The following is a 23345-nucleotide window of genomic DNA, read 5'->3' on the forward strand; positions in this document are numbered from 1 at the left end:
CTAAACGAGCGTTCGGGCCGCCTTCACCGTGGCCTCCACGTCGGCCTCATTGTTGACGATCGTCGTACCGAACCGCAGCAACGTCGGCCGGTAAGGCGTCGCGCTGGCTACGACCTTGAGGCCGCGCAGCCGGGCCACGGCCTCGTCGACGCTGACCTCGGGCACCTGGCAGCAGACGACACCGGCGGACAGGTCCGGGCTCTTCGGCGTCATCAGCTTGAGCCCGCCGATACCCGCGAGCCCGTCCTTGAGGGCGGTCGCCAGCTCGTGGGTGCGTGCCGCGACCCGCGGCCGCCCGATCGCCTTGTGAAAGTCGAACGCCTCGGCTAGCGCCCACCTGTGCTCGAAGCTGTGGTAGCCACCCGGTGTGGCCGCCGGGCCGGGCGGGGTGGCGCCGCCGTCGAAGCCGAGCCACGCGCCGATGCTGCGCCCGTCGAACGTGGGGATCAGCGGTGTGAACCGCGCCCAACCCTCGGTCGACCCCCAGACAAGCCCGGTGCCGCGCGGGCCGAGCAGCCACTTGTGGCACCCGGAGACAAGGAAGTCGCAGCCGAGGTCGCCCGGACTGGCGTCTTCCGCGCCGAAGCCGTGCACCGCGTCGACACAGAGCAGCACGCCGCGCCCCCGCAGCGCGTCGGCCATCGCCCGGATCGGCAGCTTGACCCCGGTGCTGGAATGCACCCAGGTCACCGCCACCACCTTGGTGCGCGCGGTCACCGCCCGGGTCAGGTTGCCCACGATCTCGTCGGTGCTGGCGGCGGCGGGGTCGGCGTAGAGCCGGGCCCGCCGAACGGTCGCCCCGTCGCGCTCGGCCCGCAGCCGCAGCGACTCGTGCGTCGCGTAAAAGTCGTGCTCGGTGGTCAGCACCTCGTCGCCCGGCCCGAGCCGCAGCCCGCTGTAAAGCAGCCCCAGCCCCATCGTGGTCGAGTCGGTGAACGCGATGTCGTCCAGCCGCGCGTCCAGGTAGTCGGCGGCCGCCACCGCGACCCGCTCGTCCAGCCGGGCCTCGTTTTCGTGCAGGTAGCCGATCGCGTCCGCGTCCAGCCCGGCGCGGTGCCGCTCGATCGACGCGCGGACCGGCGCCGGATGCGGCGCGAACACGAAGGTGGACAGATGCGCGATTTGGGGATCGACCGCGAACTGGGCCCGTACGCTGGCCCAGTCCGTGGGAATCAGAGGCGGCGCGCTCGCAGGCGCGGGCGCCGCCGCCGGCTCCTCTTCGCACGCCGAGGCCGCACCCACCAGCCCGGCCGCTGCCGCCACCCCCAGCAGGCTTCGCCGTCTCATGCCGATAGCCTGCGCCGTCGAGGTCACGATCAGGATGCGGCGTTACCTTCCGGCTCCACCGGCCCGAGAATCGGGCGCTTTGCGGTGATCAGGTCTCCCGAGGAACGGCCGGTGATACGGCGCTTGACCCACGGCGCGAAATAGCGCCCGGCCCAGCGCAGGTCGGCCGCGCGGGCGGCCAGCCAGGGGCTGGGCTCTGGACGTGGCGGCACCAGCAGCCACTCCTCGTCGCAGCCCACGCCGAGCGCGTTCAGCACGTGCCCGGCGACGCGGCGGTGGCCGAGCTCGGACAGGTGCAGGCGGTCGACGCTCCACATCAGCGGGTGGTGAAAGGCCGGGTCCTCGTTGAGGTTGACCAGCTTGGCGCCGGTCGACTTCGCGGCCTGCTCCACCGCCTGGTTGAGCAGGGTCCCGCGCGGCAGGGTGATCCGCGCGCCCGGCAGCCGGGTGACCCAGGCATCCGAAAACCGGAAGAGGATCACGTCGGCGCCGCTGCCGCGCAGCTCCTCGACGACCTTGAAGAAACGCTCGATCAACGAACCAAGATCGAAGTTGCGGCGCAACATGTCGTTGCCGCCCGCCGCGAAGCTGATCAGGTCGGGGCGCATCGCCAGCGCCGCCGGTACCTGCTCGGACACCACGCCGGGAAACAGCCGCCCCCGGATCGCCAGGTTTGCGTACCGGAAGTCCGGCCCGACCTCGGCCGCCAACCGCGTCGCCACGAGATCCGCCCACCCGCGGTAGACACCCTTCTGCGGGTACGGATCGTCCATTCCTTCGGTAAAGCTGTCCCCGACCGCCACAAAACTGCGCCAACTCACGATGGCCAGGGTAATGCGGGTGCCCTGACCCTCTGCCGGTGCCTACGCTGCGCACATGTTGTTGCGGATGTCCACGCTCTTCCTTCGTACGCTGCGCGAGGACCCCGCCGACGCTGACGTGCCAAGCCACCGGCTGCTGCTGCGGGCGGGCATGATCCGGCGGGCCGCGCCGGGCGGGTTCACCTGGCTGCCGCTGGGCAAGCTCGTGCTCGACCGGGTCACTCAGGTGGTCCGCGAGGAGATGGCGGCGATCGGCGGCCAGGAGGTGTCGTTTCCGTCACTCCTGCCGCGCGAGCCGTACGAGACGAGTGGCCGGTGGACCGAGTACGGCCCGGACATCTTCACGCTCAAGGACCGCCGCGGCGCCGAGTACCTGCTCGCACCCACGCACGAGGAGATGTTCGCCCTGCTCGTGCGGGACACGCTCAGCTCGTACAAGGACTACCCGGTGATCCTCTACCAGGTGCAGAGCAAGTTTCGCGACGAGGCGCGGCCGCGGGCGGGGCTGCTGCGCGGGCGCGAGTTCCTGATGAAGGACGCGTACTCGTTCGACCTGGACGACGCCGGCCTCGCCGCGGCGTACGAGAAGCACCGCGGCGCGTACCAGCGGATCTTCGACCGCCTGGGGTTGGACTACTCGATCGTCGCCGCGATGTCCGGCGCGATGGGCGGCTCGGCGTCCGAGGAGTTCCTCGCCGTCTCGCCGGTGGGCGAAGACACGTTCGTCGGGTGCACCCACTGCGACTACGCGGCAAACACCGAGGCCGTGCGGACACCCGTGCCGCCGGCGCGCGACCCCGCCGCACAACCCGCGCTCGAAGTGCACGACACCCCGGACACCCCGACGATTGACACGCTCGTCGCGCTCGCCAACTCACGCCGCCTCGGCGGGCGTGCGGACTGGACCGCCGCCGACACCCTCAAAAACGTCGTGGTCACCGTCTCGCCGCCCGGCGCCGAGCCGTACCTCCTTGTCATCGGGGTCCCTGGCGACCGTGAGGTGGACCTGAAGCGCGCGGCTGCCGCGCTGCACCCCGCGGGCGTCGCGATGTTCGACGAGTGGGCGAGCCGGTCCGACCTGGTCCGCGGCTACATCGGTCCGCAGAAGCTCTCCCTGCGCTACCTCGTGGACCCCCGCGTCGTCCCCGGCACGTCGTGGCTGACCGGCGCCAACGAGCCCGGTCGTCACGCGATCAACGTGGTGTGCGGCCGCGACTTCACGCCGGACGGCACAATCGAGGCGGCCGAGGTGCGCGCCGGCGACCCCTGCCCGGCGTGCGGCGTGGGCACGCTCACGATGCGCCGCGGGATCGAGATCGGGCACATCTTCCAGCTCGGCCGCCGCTACACGGACCTCTTCCAGGTGGACGCGCTCGGCCCCGACGGCAAGCCGGTGCGGCCCACCATGGGCTCCTACGGCATCGGCCTCTCCCGCGCGGTCGCGGCGGTCGCCGAGCAGCACCACGACGAGCGGGGTCTGATGTGGCCGCGCGACGTGGCGCCGTTCGACGTGCACGTGATCGCCGCCGGCAAAGACCTCGGCTCCGCGGCGGTCGAGCTTGGCGGTCGCCTCGCCGCCCGCGGCCGGCGGGTGCTGGTCGACGACCGGACGCAGGTCTCCGCCGGGGTGAAGTTCACCGACGCCGAGCTGATCGGCATCCCTGAGGCCGTCGTGGTCGGGCGCCGTTTCAAGGAGGGGTACGTGGAATGGCGTGACCGGGCCACGGGCGAGCGCTCCGAGGTGTCTCTCGACCGGGTGTAGCGCTCGGACGTGCGGGTACGAATGTCCCATGGGTATCCGAACCGTGGCCGACGTGATGACCAGGCAGGTGGTCTACCTACCGGCCGAGACCACAGTGGACGAGGCCGCGCAGGCCATGCGCTCGGCCGACATCGGCGACATCGTGGTCACGGATGGCCCGGCGCTGGCCGGCATCCTCACCGACCGGGACATCGTGGTCCGGGCCGTGGCCGAGCGTCAGGATCCGACCCTCGTGACTGTTGGCTCGATCGCCAGCCGCGACCTGATCATGATCCAGCAGGATGCCAGCACTCAGGAGGCGGCCCGCCTGATGCGCGACCGCGCGGTGCGCCGGCTCCTCGTGTGCGACGCCGACCGCCAGCTGGTCGGCGTGGTCTCGCTCGGCGACCTCGCGACCTACCTCGACCCGTCGTCCGCGCTCAGCGACATCACCGAGGCCGCGCCCAATAGTTGATCTTCAGGTTTCACGTGCAACGGTATCGACAGCCTTGGCTAGATCTTCCACCACCTGGGCATTCGCGAGCGCGCCCAGCGCTGGCCCGGGCAGCACGATCTTGCTGTGACGCACGCCGGAGCCAACGATCACGTTAGGTGCGGCGACCACGCGGGAGTCGACGAGGATCGGCCAGTCTTCGGGGAGCCCGATCGGCGTGATCCCGCCGTACTCCATCCCGGTCAGCTCCACCGCCTCCGACATGGGCGCGAAGCTCGCCTTGCGCACGTCGAGCATCTTCCGCACCACGCCGTTGACGTCGGCCCTGGTGGTGGCCAGGATGACGCAGGCCGCGTACCGGGTCACGCCCTCGCGCTTGCCGGCGACCACCACGCAGTTGGCCGAGACGTCGAGGCCCACCTCGTACGCCTCGCAGAACGCGGCCGTGTCCGCCAGCGTGGGGTCGATCGGCGCGACAAGCACCTCGTCCACGTCGACCGGCGCATCGGCCGGCCACGCGTCGAGCGCGGCCACGGTGGGCGCGGCGAGCAGATCCGGTCGCGTGCGGGCTGGCTCGGTCTTCAGAGTCCCTATCACGCCTGCGAGTCTTGCACCGGCGCGTACCGCTCGGCGAGGTAGGCCTCCCACGTCCGGATGCCGGTGGGCTGGTCGGTGGTGGTGAGCGCGCCTTCCCGCATCGCGCGAAGCATCTTGCCGGGCAGCCGCAGGGAGATCACCGGGCGGTGCCTGCCGGTGGCGCGCAGCCAGGAGCGCACGATCTCGTCCAAGGTCTGCACCTCCGGCCCGCCGAAGTTTTCCACCCGGTAGCTCGGCCCGCCCGCGAGCAGCTCGCCGATCCGGCCCGCGACGTCGCGCGGGTCGACAAGCTGCACGGTGATCCCGGGGTCGGTGACGAGGACGCCCAGGCGGCTGGCGAGAGGCAGGAAGCGTTCATCCACAAGCTGTGGAAACTGGGTGGCCCGCAGGATCGACCACGGCACCTGGCTGGCTTGTAGGACCTTCTCGGCCGCCAGCTTGGAGCGGTAGTAGCCGAACGGGATCCGGTCGATGCCGACGATCGAGACGAGCACCACGTGAGCGAGGCCCGCCCGCTCGGCCGCGGTGACGAGGCGGCGCGTGCCTGCCACGTCCACCTCGCCGGCCTTGCGGTACTGCTTGGTCGCGGATGCGAGGTGCACCACCGCCTCCACGCCGTCCACCGCTTCGACCAGTCCCTGCCCGGTCGCGAGGTCGGCCTTCACCCAGCCGGCCCTCGGGTGACGGCTGGTGCGGCGCACGTCGTGGCCGTCCTCTTCGAGGCGGGGGACCACCGCGCTGCCCAGGACTCCGCTCGCACCTGTCACGAGAACCTTCATGCGGGGTGGACGGATCAGTCCGGCGGAACGTGACCGAGCCGGCTTGACGTACCCAAGCTAATGCTGTTAGCTTTTTAGCTATGACAACTAGTTACCTGGACCGCGGCGAGGGCCGGATCGCGTACGAGGTGAGTGGCGAAGGGCCGCTGGTCGTGTGCGTGCCCGGCATGGGCGACCTGCGCTCGACCTTCCGCTTCACCGTCGCCGCCCTGGTCGACGCGGGCTACCGGGTAGCGGCGATGGACCTGCGCGGCCACGGGGACAGTGACGACGGCTTCGGTGCCTACGACGACCCCGCCGTGGCATCCGACATTCGCGCTCTGGTCACCCACCTCGGCGGTCGGCCGGCGCTCCTGGTCGGCAACTCGATGGGCGCCGCGGCCTCGATCATCGCGGCCGCCGAGGAGCCCGAGCTCGTCGCCGGCCTGGTGCTGCTGGGCCCGTGGGTGCGCGACCCCAAGCCCAACCCGGTGATGCGGCTGATGCAGCGCCTGATGCTGGTCAAGCCGTGGGGCCCGGCCGCCTGGCGGGCGTTCTACAAGACCCTCTATCCGGGCCGCCGCCCCACCGACCTGGCCGCCCACCTGGACCGCATCGGTGCGAGCATGCGCCGCGGCGACCACTGGCGTTCCTTCCAGCGGACCGTTGTCACCAGCCACGCCCCGGTCGAGGCCCGCCTTGACGACGTGCTGGCGCCCGCCCTGGTCGTGATGGGCGAAAAGGACCCCGACTTTCCGGACCCGGCGGCCGAGGCCCGCTTCGCGGCGGAGCGGCTGCGCGGCGAGCTGCTGATGGTGCCCGACTCGGGCCACTACCCGCAGGCCGACTCCCCCGACGTGGTCAACCCGGCGGTGCTGGCACACGCCGCCTCGGTCTTCGCCCGGTCGTAGCCGTGCGGCGGCAGGCCCGCGGCGTGATGATGGCGGCATGCGGGTTGCCACGCTCAACCTCTGGTGCCAGCACGGCGACTGGTCCGCACGCCGTGACGTGCTGACCGCCGGCTTCGCCGAGCTGCGGCCGGACCTGATCGCGTTTCAGGAGTCGATCGTCACGGACGACTACGACCAGATCGCCGACCTGCTCGGCGATGGGTACGAGCTGCACCACGGCGGCGGCCGCACGCCACGGGACGGTGCCGGCACCACGATCGCCAGCCGCTGGCCGATCGCCAAGGTGCACGAGCGGGACCTCAGCGTCACCGCGCGCGTCGACCCGGCCGAGCCCTGGATCGGCCGCGTGTACGCGGCGGAGATCGACGGCCCTGAGCCGCTGCTGTTCGTCAACCACAAGCCGTCGTACCCGTTGCACATGGAGCTTGAGCGCGAGCTGCAGGCGGTGGTCACGGCGCGCATGGTCGAGGATCTGGTCGGCGCCGACCTTCCCCACGTCGTGCTCGCCGGCGACTTCGACGCCACACCCGACGCGGCGAGCATCCGCTTCTGGTCCGGCAAGCAATCGCTTCAGGGCGTGAGCGTCTGCTACCGAGACGCGTGGGAGCAGGCGCACCCGGGCGAGGCGGGGTACACGTTCACCACCGGCAACCCGCTGATGGGCTGGGACTGGGACCGGCGGATCGACTACATCTTCGTCCGGTGCGAGGCCAAGGGCCCGACGCTGCGGATCGACCGGTGTGAACGGCTCTTCGCCGAGCCGGTCGACGGCGTGTGGGCGAGCGACCACTTCGGACTGGTGGCCGACCTCAGCCTGGCGGCTTCTCGTACGTGAGGCAGTAGTCGCCGCTCAGCCCTGGCAGCAGCGCGTCCCAGCACAGGAACGTCTCGCTGCGCAGCACAAGGTGGCGGCAGAGCACGCGGCCCATGTCCCAGGCGAGCGGCGTGATGTACCCGTCGTCTTCGAGGTTGGCCACGTTGACCACCGCGTGCCCGCCGGGCCGGAGAAGCCCTGCCACCTGCCGGAAGACGTCACCGATCTCGGCGAGGTAGGTCACGTAGTCGCCGTCCAGCGTCTCGTACGCGGTCAGCGGGTTTTCCGGGTGGTCGGTGGCGGTCATGTACGGCGGGGACGTCATGCACAGGTCAATCGGCCCGTCGACCAGCGCGGAGAGGTTGCGCGCGTCACCCTGCACGACGCGGACGTCGTCACCGCCGCTCAGCCGGCCACGGATCAGGTCGACGCGCTCGTCGAGCAGCTCGACGCCGATCGCCCGCCGGCCCATGCGCTCGGCAACCACCAGCGTGGTGCCGAAGCCGGCGAACGGGTCGAGCACCAGGTCGCCCGGGCCCGTGAACTCCTCCAGCACCGCCTCGACCAGTGCCTCCGGGTAGTGCACGTCCTCGTCGGCGCCCTCCGGGCGCTGCGCGATGAGCTCAGTCGCCTTCAGGTACAGCCACGGTTTCACTGCGCCAGTATCCGGCCGCAGCACTTCTTTTCGGAGCCCGCCCGTGCCCTATGCTGCCGCCGGACGGCTTCACGGGGAGGGTGGACGATGCGGCGAATGCGGTGGCTGGCGTTGGGCGTACTGGCGGTCGCGGTCCTCACCGGCTGTTCCGGACCGGCCGGCGTCGACGGCGACCTGACCGACGACTGGACCGCGCTGCCGGAGCCCAAGCCGTTCGTCCCGGCGTCGGGCGTCTGCCACGCCGGCTTCAAGCAGCTCACCGAGGCATCTCAGGGCGTCTACTTCCCGTTGGACTGCGGCGGGCAGCACGGCGCGGAGACCGTACACGTCGGGCAGTTCACCGGAGCCGACGCCGAGCGCGCCACGATGCCGCCGCGCGGCACGAAACCCACCCTCGCCGCGTTCGCCGAGTGCGACGCCAAGGCCAAGGAGTACGTCGGCGGCGACTGGCGCCACGGCCTGCTGAAGCTCGACCTGATCCTGCCGTCGCTGCAGGCGTGGGCGGGTGGCGGCCGGTGGTTCCGCTGCGACCTGCGGCAGCTCGAGTCGATCGACACGTACAGCGGAACATCCCGCGCCGCGCCGCTCAAGGACGCGCTGAAAGACGAGCCCAAGCTGCTGTTGGGCTGCTTCCGCCCGGTGCTGTCAAAGGATGGAAGGACCATCGACGTCATGAACGCGGCGGCGTGCACCACACCGCACCGCGCCGAGTTCGTCGGCATCTGGACGGCGCCGGACACGAGCTACACCGACTTCATCAAGAACACCCAGCGGATCCTGGCCGGGTGCGGCGGCGTGCTCGCCGCGTTCGCCAAGCTGCCCAACGACCGCAACCTCACCTACCGGGTCGGCACGACCTACGGCGTCGTCAGTGAGGAGGAGTGGCGCTCCGGCGACCGCGGCATCAAGTGCTACCTGTGGATGTACGACCGGGAGGTGCGGCGCTCGATGAAAGGCGCTGGTCCGGGCGTGCTCCCGGTCCGCTGACGCCACGCACGCGCCGGCTCTGGGACCGCTGAGGAGTGAAAACGCTCTGGTGGAGCCGAGGGACTCGAACCCCTAACCCCTGCCTTGCAAAGGCAGTGCTCTGCCAGTTGAGCTACGGCCCCGCCGGCGGCGTGACCGCCGACGAGTGGACTAGCGAAGGTCGGGCGCCGTGGTGGCCTCGTGCCACAGAGCGCGCTCGTCGTTGGACTCCTTGACCTTCTTGGCGATCAGGGCAGCCGCGCCGATCACGCCGGCGATGACGATGAGCTTCTTCCACATGGGGTTGATCCCCTTCAGGTTGAGTTATCTCGGCCAGACAGACGGGTGGTAAACCTCATGCGAAGCCGACCGGGATCGGCAAACAGCCTTGACCGGCTCGTGGGGCTAGATGGAATCGAACCATCGACCTCAGAGTTATCAGCTCTGCGCTCTAACCGACTGAGCTATAGCCCCGCGCCTGCGACGACGAGCAAGGTTACCGTACCCGGGAAGCTTCTCCCAAGTTGGGGCGCCCGCCACGCCGGACGCCCCAGATGCCTCGTCAGTCGCGCTCGGCCAGGGTCAGCTCGACGCCGCCCACCAGGTCGGCGCAGACGTTGTAGATGAACGCGCCGAGCGTTGCCAGCGCCGTGAAGAGCACGACGTTGACCGCTCCGATCAGCGCGGACGTACCGATGACGCCCTTTGCGGTGATCCGGAACGTGCTCGCGTTTTCCCCACCGCCGGCACTGACCAGATCGGTCAGGCTGCTGTTGACGCTCTCGAAGACGCCCATGGCGTCGAGCGCCAGGTACAGCACGGAGGTGGCCACGATCACCACGATGAAGAGCACCAGCGACACCGCGAACGAGAACTTCATCACCGACCAGGGGTCGATGCGCTTCACGTTCAGCTTGGCCCGTCGCGGGCCTCGGGAGGCCGCGGACGCCACCGTGCTACGGGCAGCCCGCACCGCCTCGCCGACCCGTGCCGCACCTACCGCGGCCGCGCCTGCGCCGGCGGTGCCCACCGTGCGCACCGATGCTCCACCCGCGGCGGCCCGCCCGGTGCCCGGTCGCGCTCCCGCGCCCGGGGCATGGGTGGCATGCCCGGTGCGACGCCCGGATTCACCTGCGTGGCGCCCGCCGGTGGCGAGCTCACAGGTGCTTTGCCGGAGGCCACCGGGGCGGCCGCGCTTGGTGTGCCCGGAGCACCCCCCGGCTTCTGGGCCTCGGCCGGCTGATCCGGCGGCGGTGGCATACCAGGAGCCCGAGTGAACTTCGGGGACGGTGCCTCAGCGGGGACTGCCGCCCGGCCCACGACCGCGCGACCGGTCGCCGGCGTGCCGCCAGCGGCGGCCTCCTCCTCGACCGGGTTGGTCGAGGTCCCCGCAGCCCCCGACTTCGCCGTTGTCTCCGTCATCAACTAGTCCTGTTCGTCAGGCTCGTCGGCATTGCGAGCAATGGCCACGATGGTTACACCGTCTGGCAGGTCCATCAACTTGACCCCCATTGTGTTCCGATCGCGAGTGCGGCGTACAGGCTTCACCGGAGTCCGGATAACTCCGCCGTTACTTGTGATAGCGAAGAGCTCGTCGTCCGGGTTGATGACGACCGCACCGACAAGTCCACCACGACGCTCAGTGATCTTGGCGGTCAACACGCCCTTGCCGCCGCGACCCTGCACGGGGTACTCCTCGATCGGTGTCCGCTTGGCATACCCGCCGTTGGTCGCAACCAAAACGTCCATGCCCTCGCGTACGACCTCCATCGCGAGAAGCACGTCGTCCTCGCTGAACCGCATGCCTATCACACCGGAAGTGGCCCGACCCATCGGGCGTAGCGCTTCGTCGGTGGCGTTGAACCGGATCGCCTGCGCCTGCTTGGAGACCAGCAGGAGGTCGTCCTGCGGGCCGGCGAGCGCGGCACCGACCAGCTCGTCCTCGTCGCGCAGGTTGATGCCGATGATCCCGCCGCTGCGGTTGGAGTCGAACTCCTCCAGCCTGGTCTTCTTCACGAGGCCATTCTTGGTGGCGAGCACAAGGTACGGCGCGACCTGGTAGTTCTGGATCACGATGACCTGCGCGATGTGCTCCTCCGGCTGGAAGGCGAGCAGGTTGGCCACGTGCTGACCCTTGGCCACCCGGCTTGCCTCGGGCAGCTCGTATGCCTTGGCGCGGTACACCCGGCCCTTGTTCGTGAAGAACAGCATCCACGAGTGCGTGGAGGTGACGAAGAAGTGGCTGACGATGTCGTCCTGGCGGAGTGAGGCCCCGCTCACCCCCTTGCCGCCGCGGCGCTGCGAGCGGTAGAGGTCGACCTTGGTGCGCTTGGCGTACCCGGTGCGGGTGATCGTGACGACGACGTCCTCGCGCGCGATGAGGTCTTCCATCGAGACCTCGCCGTCGAACGGCACGATCTTGGTACGGCGGTCGTCGCCCCACTTGGCGACGATCTCGGCGAGCTCGTCGGAGACGATCTTCCGCTGCCGCTCGGGCTTGGCCAGGATGTCCTTCAGGTCGGCGATCTCGATCTCGATCTTCGCCAACTCATCGATGATCTTCTGGCGCTCGAGGGCAGCGAGGCGGCGCAGCTGCATGTCCAGGATCGCGGTGGCCTGGATCTCGTCGATGTCGAGCAGCTGGATCAGGCCGTTTCGAGCCTCTTCGACGGTGGGCGACCGCCGGATGAGCGCGATCACCTCGTCCAGCGCGTCCAGCGCCTTGACCAGACCGCGCAGGATGTGCGCCCGCTCCTCCGCCTTGCGCAGCCGGAAGGCGGTGCGCCGGCGGATCACGTCGATCTGGTGCTCGACGTAGTAGCGGATGAACTGGGCCAGGTTGAGCGTGCGCGGCACACCGTCGACCAGCGCCAGCATGTTGGCGCCGAACGTCTCCTGCAGCTGGGTGTGCTTGTACAGGTTGTTGAGCACGACCTTCGCGACCGCGTCGCGCTTGAGCACGATCACGATCCGCATGCCGGTACGGCCGGAGGACTCGTCGCGGATGTCGGCGATGCCGGCGAGCTTGCCCTCCTTGACCAGCTCGGCGATGCGCTCGGCGAGGTTGTCCGGGTTCACCTGGTACGGCAGCTCGGTGACGACGAGGCAGGCGCGGCCCTTCTTGTCCTCCTCGACCTCGACCACCGCGCGCATCCGGATCGACCCACGGCCGGTCCGGTACGCGTCCTGGATGGCGGCCATGCCGACGATCAGGCCGTACGTCGGGAAGTCGGGGCCCTTGACGATCTGGATCAGCTCGTCGAGCGTGGTGGCCTCGTCGGCGTCCGGGTGCTCCAGGCACCACTGCACCGCCGCCGCGATCTCCCGCAGGTTGTGCGGCGGGATCTTCGTGGCCATGCCGACCGCGATGCCCTCGGAGCCGTTGATCAGCAGGTTGGGGATCCGCGACGGCAGGATCGTGGGCTCCTTGGCCCGACCGTCGTAGTTGTCCTGCATGTCGACGGTGTCTTCGTCGATGTCCCGCAGCATTTCCATGGCCAGCGGGTCGAGCTTGCACTCGGTGTACCGCATGGCGGCCGCGGGGTCGTTGCCCGGCGAGCCGAAGTTGCCGTTGCCGTCGACCAGGGGGTAGCGCAGCGACCACGGCTGGGCCATACGCACGAGCGCGTCGTAGATGGCCGAGTCGCCGTGCGGGTGGAACTGACCCATGACGTCGCCGACGACCCGGGAACACTTGACGTAGCCGCGGTCCGGGCGGTAGCCCGAGTCGTACATCGCGTAGAGAATCTTGCGGTGCACCGGCTTGAGGCCGTCGCGCACATCCGGCAGCGCCCGACCGACGATCACGCTCATCGCGTAGTCGAGGTAGGAGCGCTGCATCTCCACCTCGAGTCCGACCGGTTCGACCCGGAGGCGCTGGTTTCCGCCCTCGCCGCTCTCGTCGGCTTCGTTCGAGTCTTCCGGTTCGCTATCGAATGGAGTGTCCGTCACAATCAAACCCTTATCAGACTAAAAGCCGCATAAAGCCTGTGGACAACGGCTGTGGAAACTGCAAAAGCTGTGGATAACGTTGTGTGCCCGCGCCTAGATGTCCAGGAAGCGCACGTCCTTGGCGTTGCGCTGGATGAACGAGCGACGCGCCTCGACGTCCTCACCCATCAGGACGCTGAACAGCTCGTCGGCGGTTGCGGCGTCGTCCAGGGTCACCTGGCGCAGCGTACGGGTGCCCGGGTTCATGGTGGTGTCCCACAGCTCCGGGTAGTTCATCTCGCCGAGACCCTTGAACCGCTGGATGTCGTCGGGCTTGGCGTTGGGCTTCTTCTCCTGGCGGAGCCGGATGAGCCCATCGCGCTCGCGGTCCGAGTACGCGTACTGCGCGTCGTCGCCCTTCTTGTTCCACTTGATCTTGTAGAGCGGCGGGGCGGCGAGGTAGACGTGGCCCAGCTCGACCAGTGGCCGCATGAAGCGGAAGAGCAGCGTCAGCAGCAGCGTCTGGATGTGCTGGCCGTCGACGTCGGCGTCCGCCATGAGGATGACCTTGTGGTACCGCAGCTTCTCGATGTCGAATTCCTCGTGCACGCCGGTGCCGAGCGCGGTGATCAGCGACTGGACCTCGTTGTTCTTGAGCACCCGGTCGATCCGCGCCTTTTCGACGTTGAGGATCTTGCCGCGGATCGGCAGGATCGCCTGGGTGCGCGGGTCGCGCCCCTGCTTGGCGGAGCCGCCGGCGGAGTCGCCCTCGACGATGAACATCTCCGACTCGCGCGGGTCCGTCGACTGGCAGTCGGCCAGCTTGCCCGGCATCGAGCCGGACTCCAGCAGCGACTTGCGGCGGGCCAGCTTGCGGGCCTGTGCCGCGGCGATCCGGGCACGGGCCGCGGCGGACGCCTTCTGGATGATCGTCTTGGCCTCGGCCGGGTTGCGCTCGAACCAGTCGGTCAGCCACTCGTTGCAGACCCGCTGCACGAAGCTCTTCACGGGGGTGTTGCCCAGCTTGGTCTTGGTCTGGCCCTCGAACTGCGGGTTGGCCAGCTTGACCGAGATGATCGCGGCGAGGCCTTCACGAATGTCCTCGCCGGAAAGCTTCTCGTCGCCCTTGAGCAGCTTCTTGTCCGCGCCGTACTTGTTGACCACGCTGGTCAACGCCGCGCGGAAGCCCTCTTCGTGCGTGCCGCCCTCGTGCGTGTTGATCGTGTTGGCGAAGGTGTAGACCGACTCGCCGTACGACTCGTTCCACTGCATGGCGACCTCGGCCGCCATGCCCTCCTCCTCCGCGCCGAACTCGATCACCGTCTTGTGGATCGCGCTCTTGGTCTGGTTGAGGTGGCGGACGAAGTCGGCGATGCCGCCCTTGTAGAGGAAGGTCACCTCACGCGGCTTGCCGTCGTCTTCGAGCGTCCGCTCGTCGCGCAGGTGGATCGTGAGCCCTCGGTTGAGGAACGCCATCTCCTGGATCCGGCGGTAGATCGTCTCGAAGGCGAACTCGACGGTCTCGAAGACCTGCGGGTCCGGCCAGAACGCGACCGAGGAGCCGGTGCGAGTGGTCGGCTCACCCTTCTCCAGCGGGGAGGGCTTGGAGTCCCGGTACTGCTGCCGGTACGTGTAGCCGTCCTTCCAGATCTCCAGCTCCATCCGCGCGGACAGCGCGTTGACGACTGATACGCCCACACCGTGCAGACCGCCGGAGACCTGGTACGCCTTGCCGTCGAACTTGCCGCCGGCGTGCAGCACGGTCAGCGCGACCTCGACGCCGGGCTTCTTGAGCTTCGGGTGCAGGTCGACCGGGAAGCCACGGCCGTTGTCGATCACGCGAACGCCGCCGTCGGCGAGGATGATCACGTCGATGGTGTCGCAGTAGCCGGCCAGCGCCTCGTCGACCGCGTTGTCGACAACCTCCCAGACCAGGTGGTGCAGACCCCGCTCACCGGTGGAACCGATGTACATGCCGGGGCGCTTGCGGACCGCCTCCAGGCCCTCAAGGACGGTAATCGATTCGGCGCCGTATTCCTGCTTCTTCTGCGCTGCCACCCTCGGCCACTTTCTCGCACCACCCAGCGCTGGTCGGCGCGGGGGCGCGGGGTATGGCGGGCAGTCGCGATGGCAGGGGCGCGCGCCACCGCAACGTATGCTGGTGCGGGCGCTCCCGTCACCGCGGTCGCCCGCGGATCACGTTCACTCCGAGCGCCGGATTCACCCGGCGTCTTCGTCGCCCACAATCTTACTGTGCGGACGCCGGAAACCGGGTACACGGCACCCCATGCGGGCACCTGAGACCTTCGTAGCCGGCCGAATGGCGCCGGTCACGACTCCCCCACACGCACGGCACCCCGACACGGAAGACCGCCCAGCGGGACCGAAACTGCGGGAGTGCCCACTCGGGGGTCGCGCGAAGGGCACACCGTGTCGTAATTTTGCCCGGCGCCGTTTGAACGACCAGGCGCCTATCGCACTTGGCAGGCGCACGGTCACGCTGCGCTACAGAGAGGGTGACCCCACGATGGGGCTGGACAACGTCGCCGTGAAATGGCCGCGTACCGGCCGCTTTTACGACCCGGTGGCTCCGGCCGAGTTCGTCGACTTCGCCGAGCTCGCCGATGATCCACAGGTCTCGGCACCCACCGCCGCTCTTGCCGGCCACATCGCCAAGACCGGTACGGTGCGGGCAACCGCATATACGGAGCTGGTCGACCTGCTGCTCGGTCTGGACGGTGTGCTCTACGCCACAGAGGCCGCGGCGGAAGACGAAGACCCGGTGATCGACCCGGACGGCTGCGCCTGGATCGCTGGTGGGCTGGAGCGCTTCGTGGAGAGCCACCGGGAGCACGGCGAGGCGGTCACGTTCGACACCGTGGGCGCGGTGCTGCGCGGTGCCCTCGCCGGCGGCCGCCTGGCCGACCAGCAGCTGCGGTGGCTCGACAACCGGCTCGACGGTCTCCGCGACGAGTCCGGCGGCGCGCCGCAGTGGAGCTTCTCCCGCTCCGAGCTGGGAGTGCTGTCGCGCTTCTACCGCCGCTGCGCCGACCGCGGCTTCGCGGTCTACGCCGACTTCTGACCGCTCGACGCTCAGCCGTAGGTGTCGCGAGGGCCGCGCCCCCGCACCCGGCGGGTGCCGCGCGACCAGGACGGGGCGGCAGGGCCATGGATGTGGAGCTTGCGCACCACATTGTGGCCGACCTCGGCGGCGATCCGTACCAGCAGCGACGCCGCGAGCAGGCGCAGCTGAGTGGCCCAGGCCGTGGACTCGGCCTCCACGGTCAGCTCGCCGTCGTCCAGCTTGATCGGCCGGCTGTGCTTGGCGACGTCGGGACCGACCACCCGCTCCCACGCTCCGAACACAGTCGCCTCCGCCGCCGGCCGCTGCCAGCCGCGCGCCTTGACCAGCTTGGCGAGCACATCGCCGAACGCCTGCGGGTCGCGCGGGTCGGGCCCGGGCCCGGAATACCCTCGGGCCCGCCGGCCGCCGCCGCCTCCGCCGGAGGAGTCCTCTCCAGCAGCGGGGGTACGCCGCCGCGGCGGAGCGGCCTGGCGACGGGCTTTGGCCGCGTCGAGTACCGCGCGGGCCAGCTCGGGTCCGGTCTTTTCGCTCTCCGGATCAGTCGACACGGCGCACCTGACCTTCCGCCACCTCGTACCGCGCGCCGCGGAGGACCGCCGGCACGTCTTCGGCCACCGCGCAGGTGACCAGCAGCTGGCTGGCACCGCCGACGAGCTCGGCGAGCCGGGCCCGGCGGCCGGCGTCGAGCTCGGCGAAGACGTCGTCGAGCACCAGCACGGGCTCGATGCCTTCGGTGCGCAGCAGATCGTACGCGGCGAGCCGCAGGGCCAGCGCGTACGACCAGGACTCGCCGTGGCTCGCGTACCCCTTGGCGGGCAGGTCGCCGAGCGTCAGCGTGAGGTCGTCGCGGTGCGGGCCGACCAGCGTCACGCCCCGCTCCACCTCGGACGGCCGGGACTCGGCGAGCGCGGCGGACAGCGCTGCCTCCAGCGCCTCCCGGCCCGGCGGGTCCACCGGCACCGTGGCCTTGTACCCGATCGAGGCGCCGCCCTTGCCGGCCGCCACCGCGTCGTACGCCTTCGTCACGTGCGGCGAGAGCGCGGCGACCAGCTCCAGCCGCCCCGCAAGCAGCTCGGCGCCGTGCCGGGCCAGGTGCGCGTCCCAGACGTCCAGTGTGGACAGATCGCCACCACGGCTACCGCCGGTCTTTCGGGCCAGGTAAGCCGTGCGCAGCAACGCGTTGCGCTGCTTGATCACCCGGTCGTAGTCGGCGCGCACCCCCGCGTACCGGGGCTGGCGGGCGACCAGCAGGTCGTCGAGGTAGCGGCGGCGCTCGGACGGGTCGCCGCGGACCAGCTCCAGATCCTCGGGTGCGAAGAGCACCAGCCGCAGGGCGCCGAGCACGTCGCGCGCCCGCCGCACCGGTGACCGGCCGAGACGGGCCCGGTTGGCCTTGCCGGGCACGAGCTCCAGCTCGACCAGCAGCTCCCGTCCATCGTGGACGATCATGCAGCGGATCACGGCGGCCGCCGCGCCGGCGCGGACCAGGGGCGCGTCCGTGGCCACCCGGTGACTGCCCAGCGTGGCGACGTAGCCAAGCGCCTCGATCAGGTTTGTCTTGCCGACGCCGTTCTGCCCGACAAGCACCGACCCGCCCGGCTCGAGGTCGACCTCCACCCGCTCGTACGAGCGGAAGTCGACCAGCTCGAGCCGTTTGACATGCATCGCGCGGCTACGGCCGCTTGCGCACGGCGTGCCCGCCGAACTGCTGGCGCAGCGCGGCGACCGCCTTCATGGCCGGCGAGTCGTCCTGCCGGGACACGAATCGGGCGAACAAGGACGCGGCGATCACGTTCATCGGCACGGCCAGCCGGATCGCCTCCTCCACCGTCCACCGACCTTCGCCGGTGTCGTCGGTGTACCCGCTCAGGTTGGCCAGGTCCGGGTCCTCGTCGAGCGCCCGGTCGAGCAGGTCGAGCAGCCACGACTCGACGACCGACCCGTCGCGCCAGGACTTGATCACGCCGGGCACGTCGGTGATGATCTCCGACTTCGTGAGCAGCTCGTAGCCCTCCGCGTACGCGTGCATCAGCCCGTACTCGATGCCGTTGTGGACCATCTTGGCGTAGTGACCGGCGCCGACCGGACCGGCGTGCACGAAGCCGAACTGGCCCTGCGGCTTGAGCGCCTCGAACACCGGCTCGAGCCGGGCGACATGCTCGGCGTCGCCGCCGACCATCAGCGCGTACCCGTTTTCGAGGCCCCACACGCCGCCGGAGACACCGACGTCCATGTAGCCGATCCCCTGCTTGGACAGCCGCTCCGCACGGGGCGCGTCGTCGCTGAAGCGGGAGTTGCCTCCGTCGATGATCAGATCGCCCTTGTCCAGGAGCGCGGCCAGCTCCTCGATCGCCGCGTCGGTCACGGCGGACGGGACCATCACCCAGACCGCGCGCGGCGGTGCCAGCCGCTCGACCATCTCGGCCAGGCTGCTGACATCGCTGACGTCCGGATTGCGGTCGTAGCCGACAACCTCGTGCCCGGCCGTACGCAGACGGCCGCGCATGTTGCCACCCATCCGGCCAAGGCCCACCAGGCCTAGCTGCATGACTTCGTCCCCCTTGTTGTCCCTGCTGTCGCGCCGGATAAGCCGGTCAGCGGGTTACCCGGATTGGCATGATCAGATAGCGGTAGCCGGGAACGATCTCGCCGTCTTCGCCCGCCGGTGAGATCACGGCCGGCTTGAAGGCGTCGACGAACGACAGCAGCGCGGTGGGGGAACCGAGCGCGGCGAGGCCGTCGAGCAGGTACTGCGGGTTGAAGCCGATCGTCAGCGGCTCGCCCGTGAACGTGGCCTCCATCGCCTCGCTGGCGCGCGCCTCCTCGGTGCCGCCGGCCTCGACCACTAGGCCCTCGTCGCTGAAGCTCAGCAGGACCGGCGTCGTACGGTCGGCGACCAGCGCGACGCGGCGGACCACCTCGTTGAGCGCGGCGACGGACACCCGGGCCTCGGCGTTGTGCGAGGCGGGGAAGAGCGAGCGCACCGGCGGGTAGTTGGCACCGTCGAGGAGGCGGCTGGTGGTGCGCCGGGCGCCACCGACAAAACCGATCATGCCTTCGCCGGCGCCGCCGTGGGCCAGCGCCATCGTCACGTCGCCGCCGAGCGGGCCGAGTGTCTTGGCGGTATCGGCGAGCGTGCGCGCCGGCACCAGCGCGTTGATGCTCACGTCGGGGTTTTCCGGCCGCCACTGCATCTCGCGCATCGCCAGGCGGTAGCGGTCGGTGGCGAGCATCGCCAGCGAGCTGCCGTTGAGCTCGAGGCGGACGCCGGTCATCATCGGCAGCGTCTCGTCACGGCCGGCGGCGATCGCGACCTGCGCCACCGCGGAGGCGAACTCGGCCGCGTCGATCGTGCCCGCGCTGTCGGGCATCTCCGGCAGGGTCGGATAGTCCTCGACCGGCATGGTCGGCAGCGTGAACCGGGCGCTGCCGCAGACCAGCTCGAGATGGGCACCGACGGCGGCGATGTCCACCGGCTTGGCCGGCAGTGCTTTGGTGATCTCGGCGAGCAGCCGGCCCGACACCAGGGCCGCGCCGTCGGCGTCACCCTGGACGTCGACGCTCACCTGGCTCGAGACCTCGTAGTCGAAGCCGGACACGTTGAGCTGCCCCTCGGTCACCCGCATCATCACGCCGGCGAGCACCGGCACAGAGGGCCGGTTGGGCAGGCTCTTCGCCGTCCACGCCACGGCGTCGGCGAGCGCGTCGCGCTCAACTCGGAACTTCATGCCTGTGCCTCCGCGTCGACTTGGTGGTGTGGCGGGCTGGACCGTGCGCGCAGGTGCAGAACCGCCCTACCGACCATAGGGCTCCCCGGCCGGCGGCGTACGCCCACCCCCGGTGGTTTGCCCGATCAGATACCTAGCTTGGGCCGGCGGGAGCCGGTCCACAGAACGCACAACGCCGGTGATTGGTTTTTGTTGTCTTAGAGGATCAAGTTCATCGTCTTCATAGGGCCTGTGTGTTCTGTGGAAGACCGGCGTCTCCCCTGGCCAGACTGTTATCCACCGGTGTTTTGGCTGTGGAGAAGCAGGGTACGAAGCGGCCGTTCTCTCCACAGCTTCGCGATCGAGCAACAGTTGTCCACGTCTGTCCACCGGTAATCCACCGGCTATCCCCCGGTTTTCTCCCCAGGGTGTGGAGAGCGTGGCGGGACCCCACCAACACTTGTCCCCAGAACCTTCAACATCTTGTACACACCCGGGCCATCGGTCGTGGACAGAGTTGTTACCCGCCGTACACGTCCACAGCAGTTTCCCCAGGAGTTGTCCACAGGTTGTGGGTAACCCTTCGCAAGAACACAAGGGGTTGTCCACCGACAGTGGACGCAGCGTGTGGACGCGTGTGGATGGGTGTGGAAACCCGACTTTCGGCCAGGACTTGCGAGCGCGCCTGTGCACACCGCGCCACGTCGCCAGCCACACGCGGAGCGGTGGCTGGGTCGCGCGGGGCGACGGTCAGGAGTTCTGCTTGATCCGGTTGGTCAGCTCGGCGATCTGGTTGTAGAGCGAGCGGCGCTCAGCCATCTGCTGACGGATCTTCCGGTCGGCGTGCATGACCGTGGTGTGGTCGCGGCCGCCGAATGCCTGCCCGATGCGGGGCAGCGAGAGGTCGGTGAGCTCGCGGCACAGGTACATGGCGACCTGGCGGGCGTTGACGAGCACCCGCGAGCGCGAGTGCCCGCGCAGGTCCTCCAGGCTCACTCCGAAGTAGTCGGCCGTCGACACCATGATCTGGTCGGCCGTGATCTCGGGACCCGAGCCGTCCGGGATGAAGTCGCGCAGCACCTCTTCGGCCAGCGACAGCTCCACGGCGGAGCGGGTCAGCGACGCGAACGCGGTCACCCGGATGAGTGCGCCCTCGAGCTCGCGGATCGAGTTGGAGATGCGGGAGGCGATGAACTCCAGCACGTCCGGCGGCGCGAACAGCCGCTCCTGCGCCGCCTTCTTCTGGAGGATCGCGATGCGGGTCTCCAGGTCCGGCGGCTGGATGTCGGCGAGCAGGCCCCACTCGAAGCGCGTGCGCAGCCGGTCCTCCAGCGTCGCGAGCTGCTTCGGCGAGCGGTCCGACGTGATGACGATCTGCTTGTTGGCGTTGTGGAGCGTGTTGAACGTATGGAAGAACTCCTCCTGCGTCCGCTCCCGGTTTTCCAGGAACTGGATGTCGTCGATCAGGAGGATGTCGACGTCGCGGTACCGCCGCTGGAAGGCACTCGTCTTGTCGTCGCGCAGCGAGTTGATGAAGTCGTTGGTGAACTCTTCGGTCGAGACGTACCGCACCGAGCGGGCGTTGCCGAGCGTCGTGGCGTAGTGGCCGATCGCGTGCAGCAGGTGTGTCTTGCCCAGCCCCGAGCTGCCGTAGATGAACAGCGGGTTGTACGCCTTTGCCGGCGACTCGGCCACCGCGACCGCGGCCGCGTGGGCGAAGCGGTTGGACGAGCCGATGACGAACGTCTCGAACATGTACTTCGGGTTGAGCCGGTTGCCACCGGACTCCGTACCCCCGCCTGGTCGGCGGTCGTCGCGAGACGGACCGCCCGGGCGGTGGTCGGCGCCGCGGTCGGGCATCGCCGCGCGACCGGGACCGCTGTCCGGGCCGCTGTCGTGGCGCATCTCGCGGGTGGGCGGCTCGTCGCGGCGGGTGAGGTCGGGGTAGTGCATCTCGTCGCGGTAGTCGGGGACGGCCTCGGCGCGCACCGGCATCCGGTCGACGTCGCCTAGCGGCTCGCTCACCTGCCGCGGCGCGGCGAAGAGGGCGGTCGGCTCGTCCTGGGGGTCGCGGGCCATCGGCACGGTCGCGGATCCGGTCGCGGGCACGACCGCCGGCGAGATCGGGTGCTGCGCGGAGCCAGTGGGTCCCTCTTCCTCCACGAAGGCGCCTTCGAACCCGTCGTCGCCGGAGTCAAGATCGGGCGGGCTGCCATAGATCGTGCCGGACGGGCGGCCCTGTCCGTCTTCCGGCGGCCGGATCGTCACAGCCACCTGGATCGGCCGGCCGAGCCGGCGGGAGAGAGCGTCGGTGATGGCGGGGCGCAGGCGTGACTCGATCACGTCACGGGTGAACGCGTCCGGCACGGACAGCAGGGCGATGTCCTCGACGATGGCGCCGAGGCGGGTGAGCCTGAGGTACGCGCGCTGCTGTGCCGAGACGATTTCGTCGGCCAGCTCTTCCGTCGCCGCCATCCAGACGACGGCCAGATCGTTGTCGGCCACTCCTCGCGCCACCCCCTTCGCCCCGAGTCCCCCGTGCCGCCAGGTGTCCAGCGGCCGTTTTCCACAAGTTATCCACAGCCTGTGTACCGACAGTCCACGTACCGATCGATTGTGGCGCCCCGCCCGACCCACCAGCGGAGCGCACACGGCCTGCGGCGACGCTGAAGCGGGTACACCGTGCCGAACGACTGACCGCCTCGTCCGGTTTTGCACCGATATGTAGCTGCAACGACTCTCCAGACAGACCGGCAATCGGGCACGCTAACAGCGTTGTCCACAACCCTTCAACCGCTGTCCACACCGGTTCGTTGTCGGTGGCCGCGAAACCGCGCATTGAGGCCACTGCCCACGGTGATGCGGAGAGTACGCCTAGTTTCTATTGAGCGTTCGACGGCCTCGTCACCCGGTCGTTTGACGGTCATTGCCAGCGTGCGTAAGCTTGAGCGGCTGCTCCGTGGCCTGACGGAGCACCTTCTGCTGAGCAAAAAGCACCGGTAGCGAAGACGGAGATCTGACGTGAGCAAGCGCACCTATCAGCCGAACAACCGCCGGCGTGCCAAGACCCACGGTTTCCGGCTGCGCATGCGCACCCGCGCCGGTCGTGCCATCCTCGCCTCCCGCCGTTCGAAGGGCCGCACCCGCCTGTCGGCATGAGCCCGGCGGGCTGGTCGAGGTGAGGTAGTCGTGCTGGCCGCGGCGCAGCGACTGCGGCGCAGCAGCGACTTCGCCGCAGCGGTACGCGGTGGCCGCCGGGCCGGCCGCGGATCCGTGGTCGTCCACCTGACCGTCCCACAGCAGCCAGAGCTTTCCGAGCCGGCGCGCACCGAGGACCTCTCGGTACGCGCCGGCTTCGTCGTGTCCAAGGCCGTCGGTGGCGCAGTGACGCGGAACACCGTTCGTCGGCGCCTGCGCCACCTCGTCCGCGAGCGCATCTCCGCCCTGCCGCCGGGCAGCGTGCTGGTCGTGCGGGCGCAGCCGAGCGCGGCCGATACGCCGTACGAGCGGCTCGGCACAGACCTCGACGCCGCGCTCGCCGCCGCCCGCTCGCCATCCCGCGGTCCGGGCCGCGGCCGCCCCAGCCGCTCCGGTGGTACGGGCGGCGCCGGTGGTCCCG

20 protein-coding genes, 2 tRNA genes and 2 pseudogenes are annotated in these 23345 nt (G+C 69.7%); 8 read left to right on the plus strand and 16 right to left on the minus strand.

All coding sequences use genetic code 11. From position 1 onward, the window contains the following. Both Phou_RS19540 and Phou_RS19545 read right to left on the minus strand, forming a co-directional pair. Complete coding sequence (locus tag Phou_RS19540) at positions 1-1287, minus strand: aminotransferase class V-fold PLP-dependent enzyme (protein ID WP_173057336.1); 1287 nt, start codon at positions 1285-1287, stop codon at positions 1-3. Between the two features lie 29 nt (positions 1288-1316). Next, positions 1317-2108 carry an SGNH/GDSL hydrolase family protein gene (locus Phou_RS19545; RefSeq protein ID WP_173057337.1) on the minus strand — a complete coding sequence of 264 codons (792 nt, stop codon included), beginning with the start codon at positions 2106-2108 and terminating at the stop codon, positions 1317-1319. Between the two features lie 55 nt (positions 2109-2163). Here Phou_RS19545 and Phou_RS19550 point away from each other — a divergent pair, with 55 nt between their 5' ends. Together Phou_RS19550 and Phou_RS19555 are read left to right on the plus strand one after the other, a co-directional pair. Continuing rightward, a complete protein-coding gene (locus tag Phou_RS19550; protein WP_173057338.1) occupies positions 2164-3870 on the plus strand; it encodes a proline--tRNA ligase in 1707 nt (568 codons plus the stop codon). 28 nt (positions 3871-3898) lie between these two features. Continuing rightward, positions 3899-4324, plus strand: coding sequence for a CBS domain-containing protein (locus Phou_RS19555; RefSeq protein ID WP_173057339.1), 426 nt, complete (start codon positions 3899-3901; stop codon positions 4322-4324). Positions 4325-4327: 3 nt separating this feature from the next. On the opposite strand, the gene Phou_RS19560 is transcribed toward Phou_RS19555, so the two are convergent. Next, on the minus strand, positions 4328-4897 hold the full coding sequence (locus tag Phou_RS19560) for a YbaK/EbsC family protein (RefSeq protein ID WP_173058592.1): 570 nt from the start codon (positions 4895-4897) through the stop codon (positions 4328-4330). Then, positions 4897-5667: an SDR family oxidoreductase gene (locus Phou_RS19565; RefSeq protein WP_246273623.1), complete on the minus strand. Its 771-nt coding sequence runs from the start codon at positions 5665-5667 to the stop codon at positions 4897-4899. Before Phou_RS19565 ends, Phou_RS19560 begins: the two co-directional genes overlap by 1 nt. A gap of 92 nt (positions 5668-5759) precedes the next feature. Between Phou_RS19565 and Phou_RS19570 the strand changes: the two genes are divergently transcribed. Together Phou_RS19570 and Phou_RS19575 are read left to right on the plus strand one after the other, a co-directional pair. Further along, positions 5760-6569 (plus strand): alpha/beta fold hydrolase, encoded by an 810-nt coding sequence (locus Phou_RS19570; protein ID WP_173057341.1) that lies wholly within the window; start codon positions 5760-5762, stop codon positions 6567-6569. 37 nt (positions 6570-6606) lie between these two features. Next, positions 6607-7404 carry an endonuclease/exonuclease/phosphatase family protein gene (locus tag Phou_RS19575; RefSeq protein WP_173057342.1) on the plus strand — a complete coding sequence of 266 codons (798 nt, stop codon included), beginning with the start codon at positions 6607-6609 and terminating at the stop codon, positions 7402-7404. Here the strand turns inward: Phou_RS19575 and Phou_RS19580 are convergent. After that, the gene (locus tag Phou_RS19580; protein WP_173057343.1) at positions 7379-8038 is read right to left on the minus strand and encodes a TRM11 family SAM-dependent methyltransferase; all 660 of its coding nucleotides are present in this window, start codon (positions 8036-8038) and stop codon (positions 7379-7381) included. The two genes, Phou_RS19575 and Phou_RS19580, sit on opposite strands and share 26 nt — an antisense overlap. An 87-nt stretch (positions 8039-8125) precedes the next feature. On the opposite strand from Phou_RS19580, the gene Phou_RS19585 reads away from it, so the two are divergent. Beyond that, entirely contained in the window at positions 8126-9025 is a 900-nt protein-coding gene (locus tag Phou_RS19585) for a septum formation family protein (protein ID WP_173057345.1), read from the plus strand. A gap of 47 nt (positions 9026-9072) precedes the next feature. On the opposite strand, the gene Phou_RS19590 is transcribed toward Phou_RS19585, so the two are convergent. The 6 genes and pseudogenes from Phou_RS19590 to gyrB form a co-directional block, all read right to left on the minus strand. Beyond that, positions 9073-9147, minus strand: a tRNA-Ala gene (locus Phou_RS19590). Between the two features lie 28 nt (positions 9148-9175). Then, entirely contained in the window at positions 9176-9304 is a 129-nt protein-coding gene (locus Phou_RS51145; protein WP_218579058.1) for a DLW-39 family protein, read from the minus strand. A 100-nt stretch (positions 9305-9404) separates the two neighbouring features. Continuing rightward, positions 9405-9478, minus strand: a tRNA-Ile gene (locus tag Phou_RS19595). An 88-nt stretch (positions 9479-9566) separates the two neighbouring features. Then, positions 9567-10426, minus strand: a pseudogene (locus tag Phou_RS54990) (DUF3566 domain-containing protein). A 3-nt stretch (positions 10427-10429) separates the two neighbouring features. Beyond that, entirely contained in the window at positions 10430-12955 is a 2526-nt protein-coding gene (gene gyrA, locus Phou_RS19605) for a DNA gyrase subunit A (RefSeq protein WP_173057347.1), read from the minus strand. 93 nt (positions 12956-13048) lie between these two features. Next, positions 13049-14992 (minus strand): DNA topoisomerase (ATP-hydrolyzing) subunit B, encoded by a 1944-nt coding sequence (gyrB, locus tag Phou_RS19610; protein WP_173057349.1) that lies wholly within the window; start codon positions 14990-14992, stop codon positions 13049-13051. Between the two features lie 469 nt (positions 14993-15461). On the opposite strand from gyrB, the gene Phou_RS19615 reads away from it, so the two are divergent. Continuing rightward, the gene (locus tag Phou_RS19615) at positions 15462-16016 is read left to right on the plus strand and encodes a hypothetical protein (protein ID WP_173057350.1); all 555 of its coding nucleotides are present in this window, start codon (positions 15462-15464) and stop codon (positions 16014-16016) included. A gap of 11 nt (positions 16017-16027) precedes the next feature. On the opposite strand, the gene Phou_RS19620 is transcribed toward Phou_RS19615, so the two are convergent. The 5 genes from Phou_RS19620 to dnaA all read right to left on the minus strand — a co-directional run bounded on the left by Phou_RS19620 (position 16028) and on the right by dnaA (position 22201). Further along, entirely contained in the window at positions 16028-16567 is a 540-nt protein-coding gene (locus Phou_RS19620) for a DciA family protein (RefSeq protein ID WP_173057351.1), read from the minus strand. Next, positions 16557-17684, minus strand: coding sequence for a DNA replication/repair protein RecF (gene recF / locus Phou_RS19625; protein ID WP_173057352.1), 1128 nt, complete (start codon positions 17682-17684; stop codon positions 16557-16559). Before recF ends, Phou_RS19620 begins: the two co-directional genes overlap by 11 nt. 7 nt (positions 17685-17691) lie before the next feature. Next, a complete protein-coding gene (gene gnd / locus Phou_RS19630) occupies positions 17692-18567 on the minus strand; it encodes a phosphogluconate dehydrogenase (NAD(+)-dependent, decarboxylating) (protein ID WP_173057353.1) in 876 nt (291 codons plus the stop codon). A gap of 46 nt (positions 18568-18613) precedes the next feature. Next, on the minus strand, positions 18614-19747 hold the full coding sequence (dnaN, locus tag Phou_RS19635) for a DNA polymerase III subunit beta (RefSeq protein WP_173057354.1): 1134 nt from the start codon (positions 19745-19747) through the stop codon (positions 18614-18616). 729 nt (positions 19748-20476) lie between these two features. Further along, entirely contained in the window at positions 20477-22201 is a 1725-nt protein-coding gene (gene dnaA / locus Phou_RS19640; protein WP_173058595.1) for a chromosomal replication initiator protein DnaA, read from the minus strand. A 546-nt stretch (positions 22202-22747) separates the two neighbouring features. On the opposite strand from dnaA, the gene rpmH reads away from it, so the two are divergent. Next, positions 22748-22885, plus strand: coding sequence for a 50S ribosomal protein L34 (rpmH, locus tag Phou_RS19645; RefSeq protein WP_173057355.1), 138 nt, complete (start codon positions 22748-22750; stop codon positions 22883-22885). Positions 22886-22915: 30 nt separating this feature from the next. Next, positions 22916-23314, plus strand: a pseudogene (gene rnpA, locus Phou_RS19650) (ribonuclease P protein component); the annotation flags it as partial. Positions 23315-23345: the final 31 nt, after the last annotated feature.

It is taken from the genome of Phytohabitans houttuyneae, from assembly GCF_011764425.1.
GTDB classification, from domain to species: Bacteria; Actinomycetota; Actinomycetes; order Mycobacteriales; family Micromonosporaceae; genus Phytohabitans; species Phytohabitans houttuyneae.

Coding starts and splice junctions, on each gene's coding strand:
- Phou_RS19540 (WP_173057336.1), bottom strand. CDS start 1,287: ATGAGACGGCGAAGCCTGCTGGGGGTGGCGGCAGCGGCCGGGCTGGTG.
- dnaA (WP_173058595.1), bottom strand. CDS start 22,201: ATGGCGGCGACGGAAGAGCTGGCCGACGAAATCGTCTCGGCACAGCAG.
- Phou_RS51145 (WP_218579058.1), bottom strand. CDS start 9,304: ATGTGGAAGAAGCTCATCGTCATCGCCGGCGTGATCGGCGCGGCTGCC.
- Phou_RS19555 (WP_173057339.1), top strand. CDS start 3,899: ATGGGTATCCGAACCGTGGCCGACGTGATGACCAGGCAGGTGGTCTAC.
- recF (WP_173057352.1), bottom strand. CDS start 17,684: ATGCATGTCAAACGGCTCGAGCTGGTCGACTTCCGCTCGTACGAGCGG.
- Phou_RS19570 (WP_173057341.1), top strand. CDS start 5,760: ATGACAACTAGTTACCTGGACCGCGGCGAGGGCCGGATCGCGTACGAG.
- Phou_RS19550 (WP_173057338.1), top strand. CDS start 2,164: ATGTTGTTGCGGATGTCCACGCTCTTCCTTCGTACGCTGCGCGAGGAC.
- Phou_RS19575 (WP_173057342.1), top strand. CDS start 6,607: ATGCGGGTTGCCACGCTCAACCTCTGGTGCCAGCACGGCGACTGGTCC.
- dnaN (WP_173057354.1), bottom strand. CDS start 19,747: ATGAAGTTCCGAGTTGAGCGCGACGCGCTCGCCGACGCCGTGGCGTGG.
- Phou_RS19615 (WP_173057350.1), top strand. CDS start 15,462: ATGGGGCTGGACAACGTCGCCGTGAAATGGCCGCGTACCGGCCGCTTT.
- Phou_RS19585 (WP_173057345.1), top strand. CDS start 8,126: ATGCGGCGAATGCGGTGGCTGGCGTTGGGCGTACTGGCGGTCGCGGTC.
- gnd (WP_173057353.1), bottom strand. CDS start 18,567: ATGCAGCTAGGCCTGGTGGGCCTTGGCCGGATGGGTGGCAACATGCGC.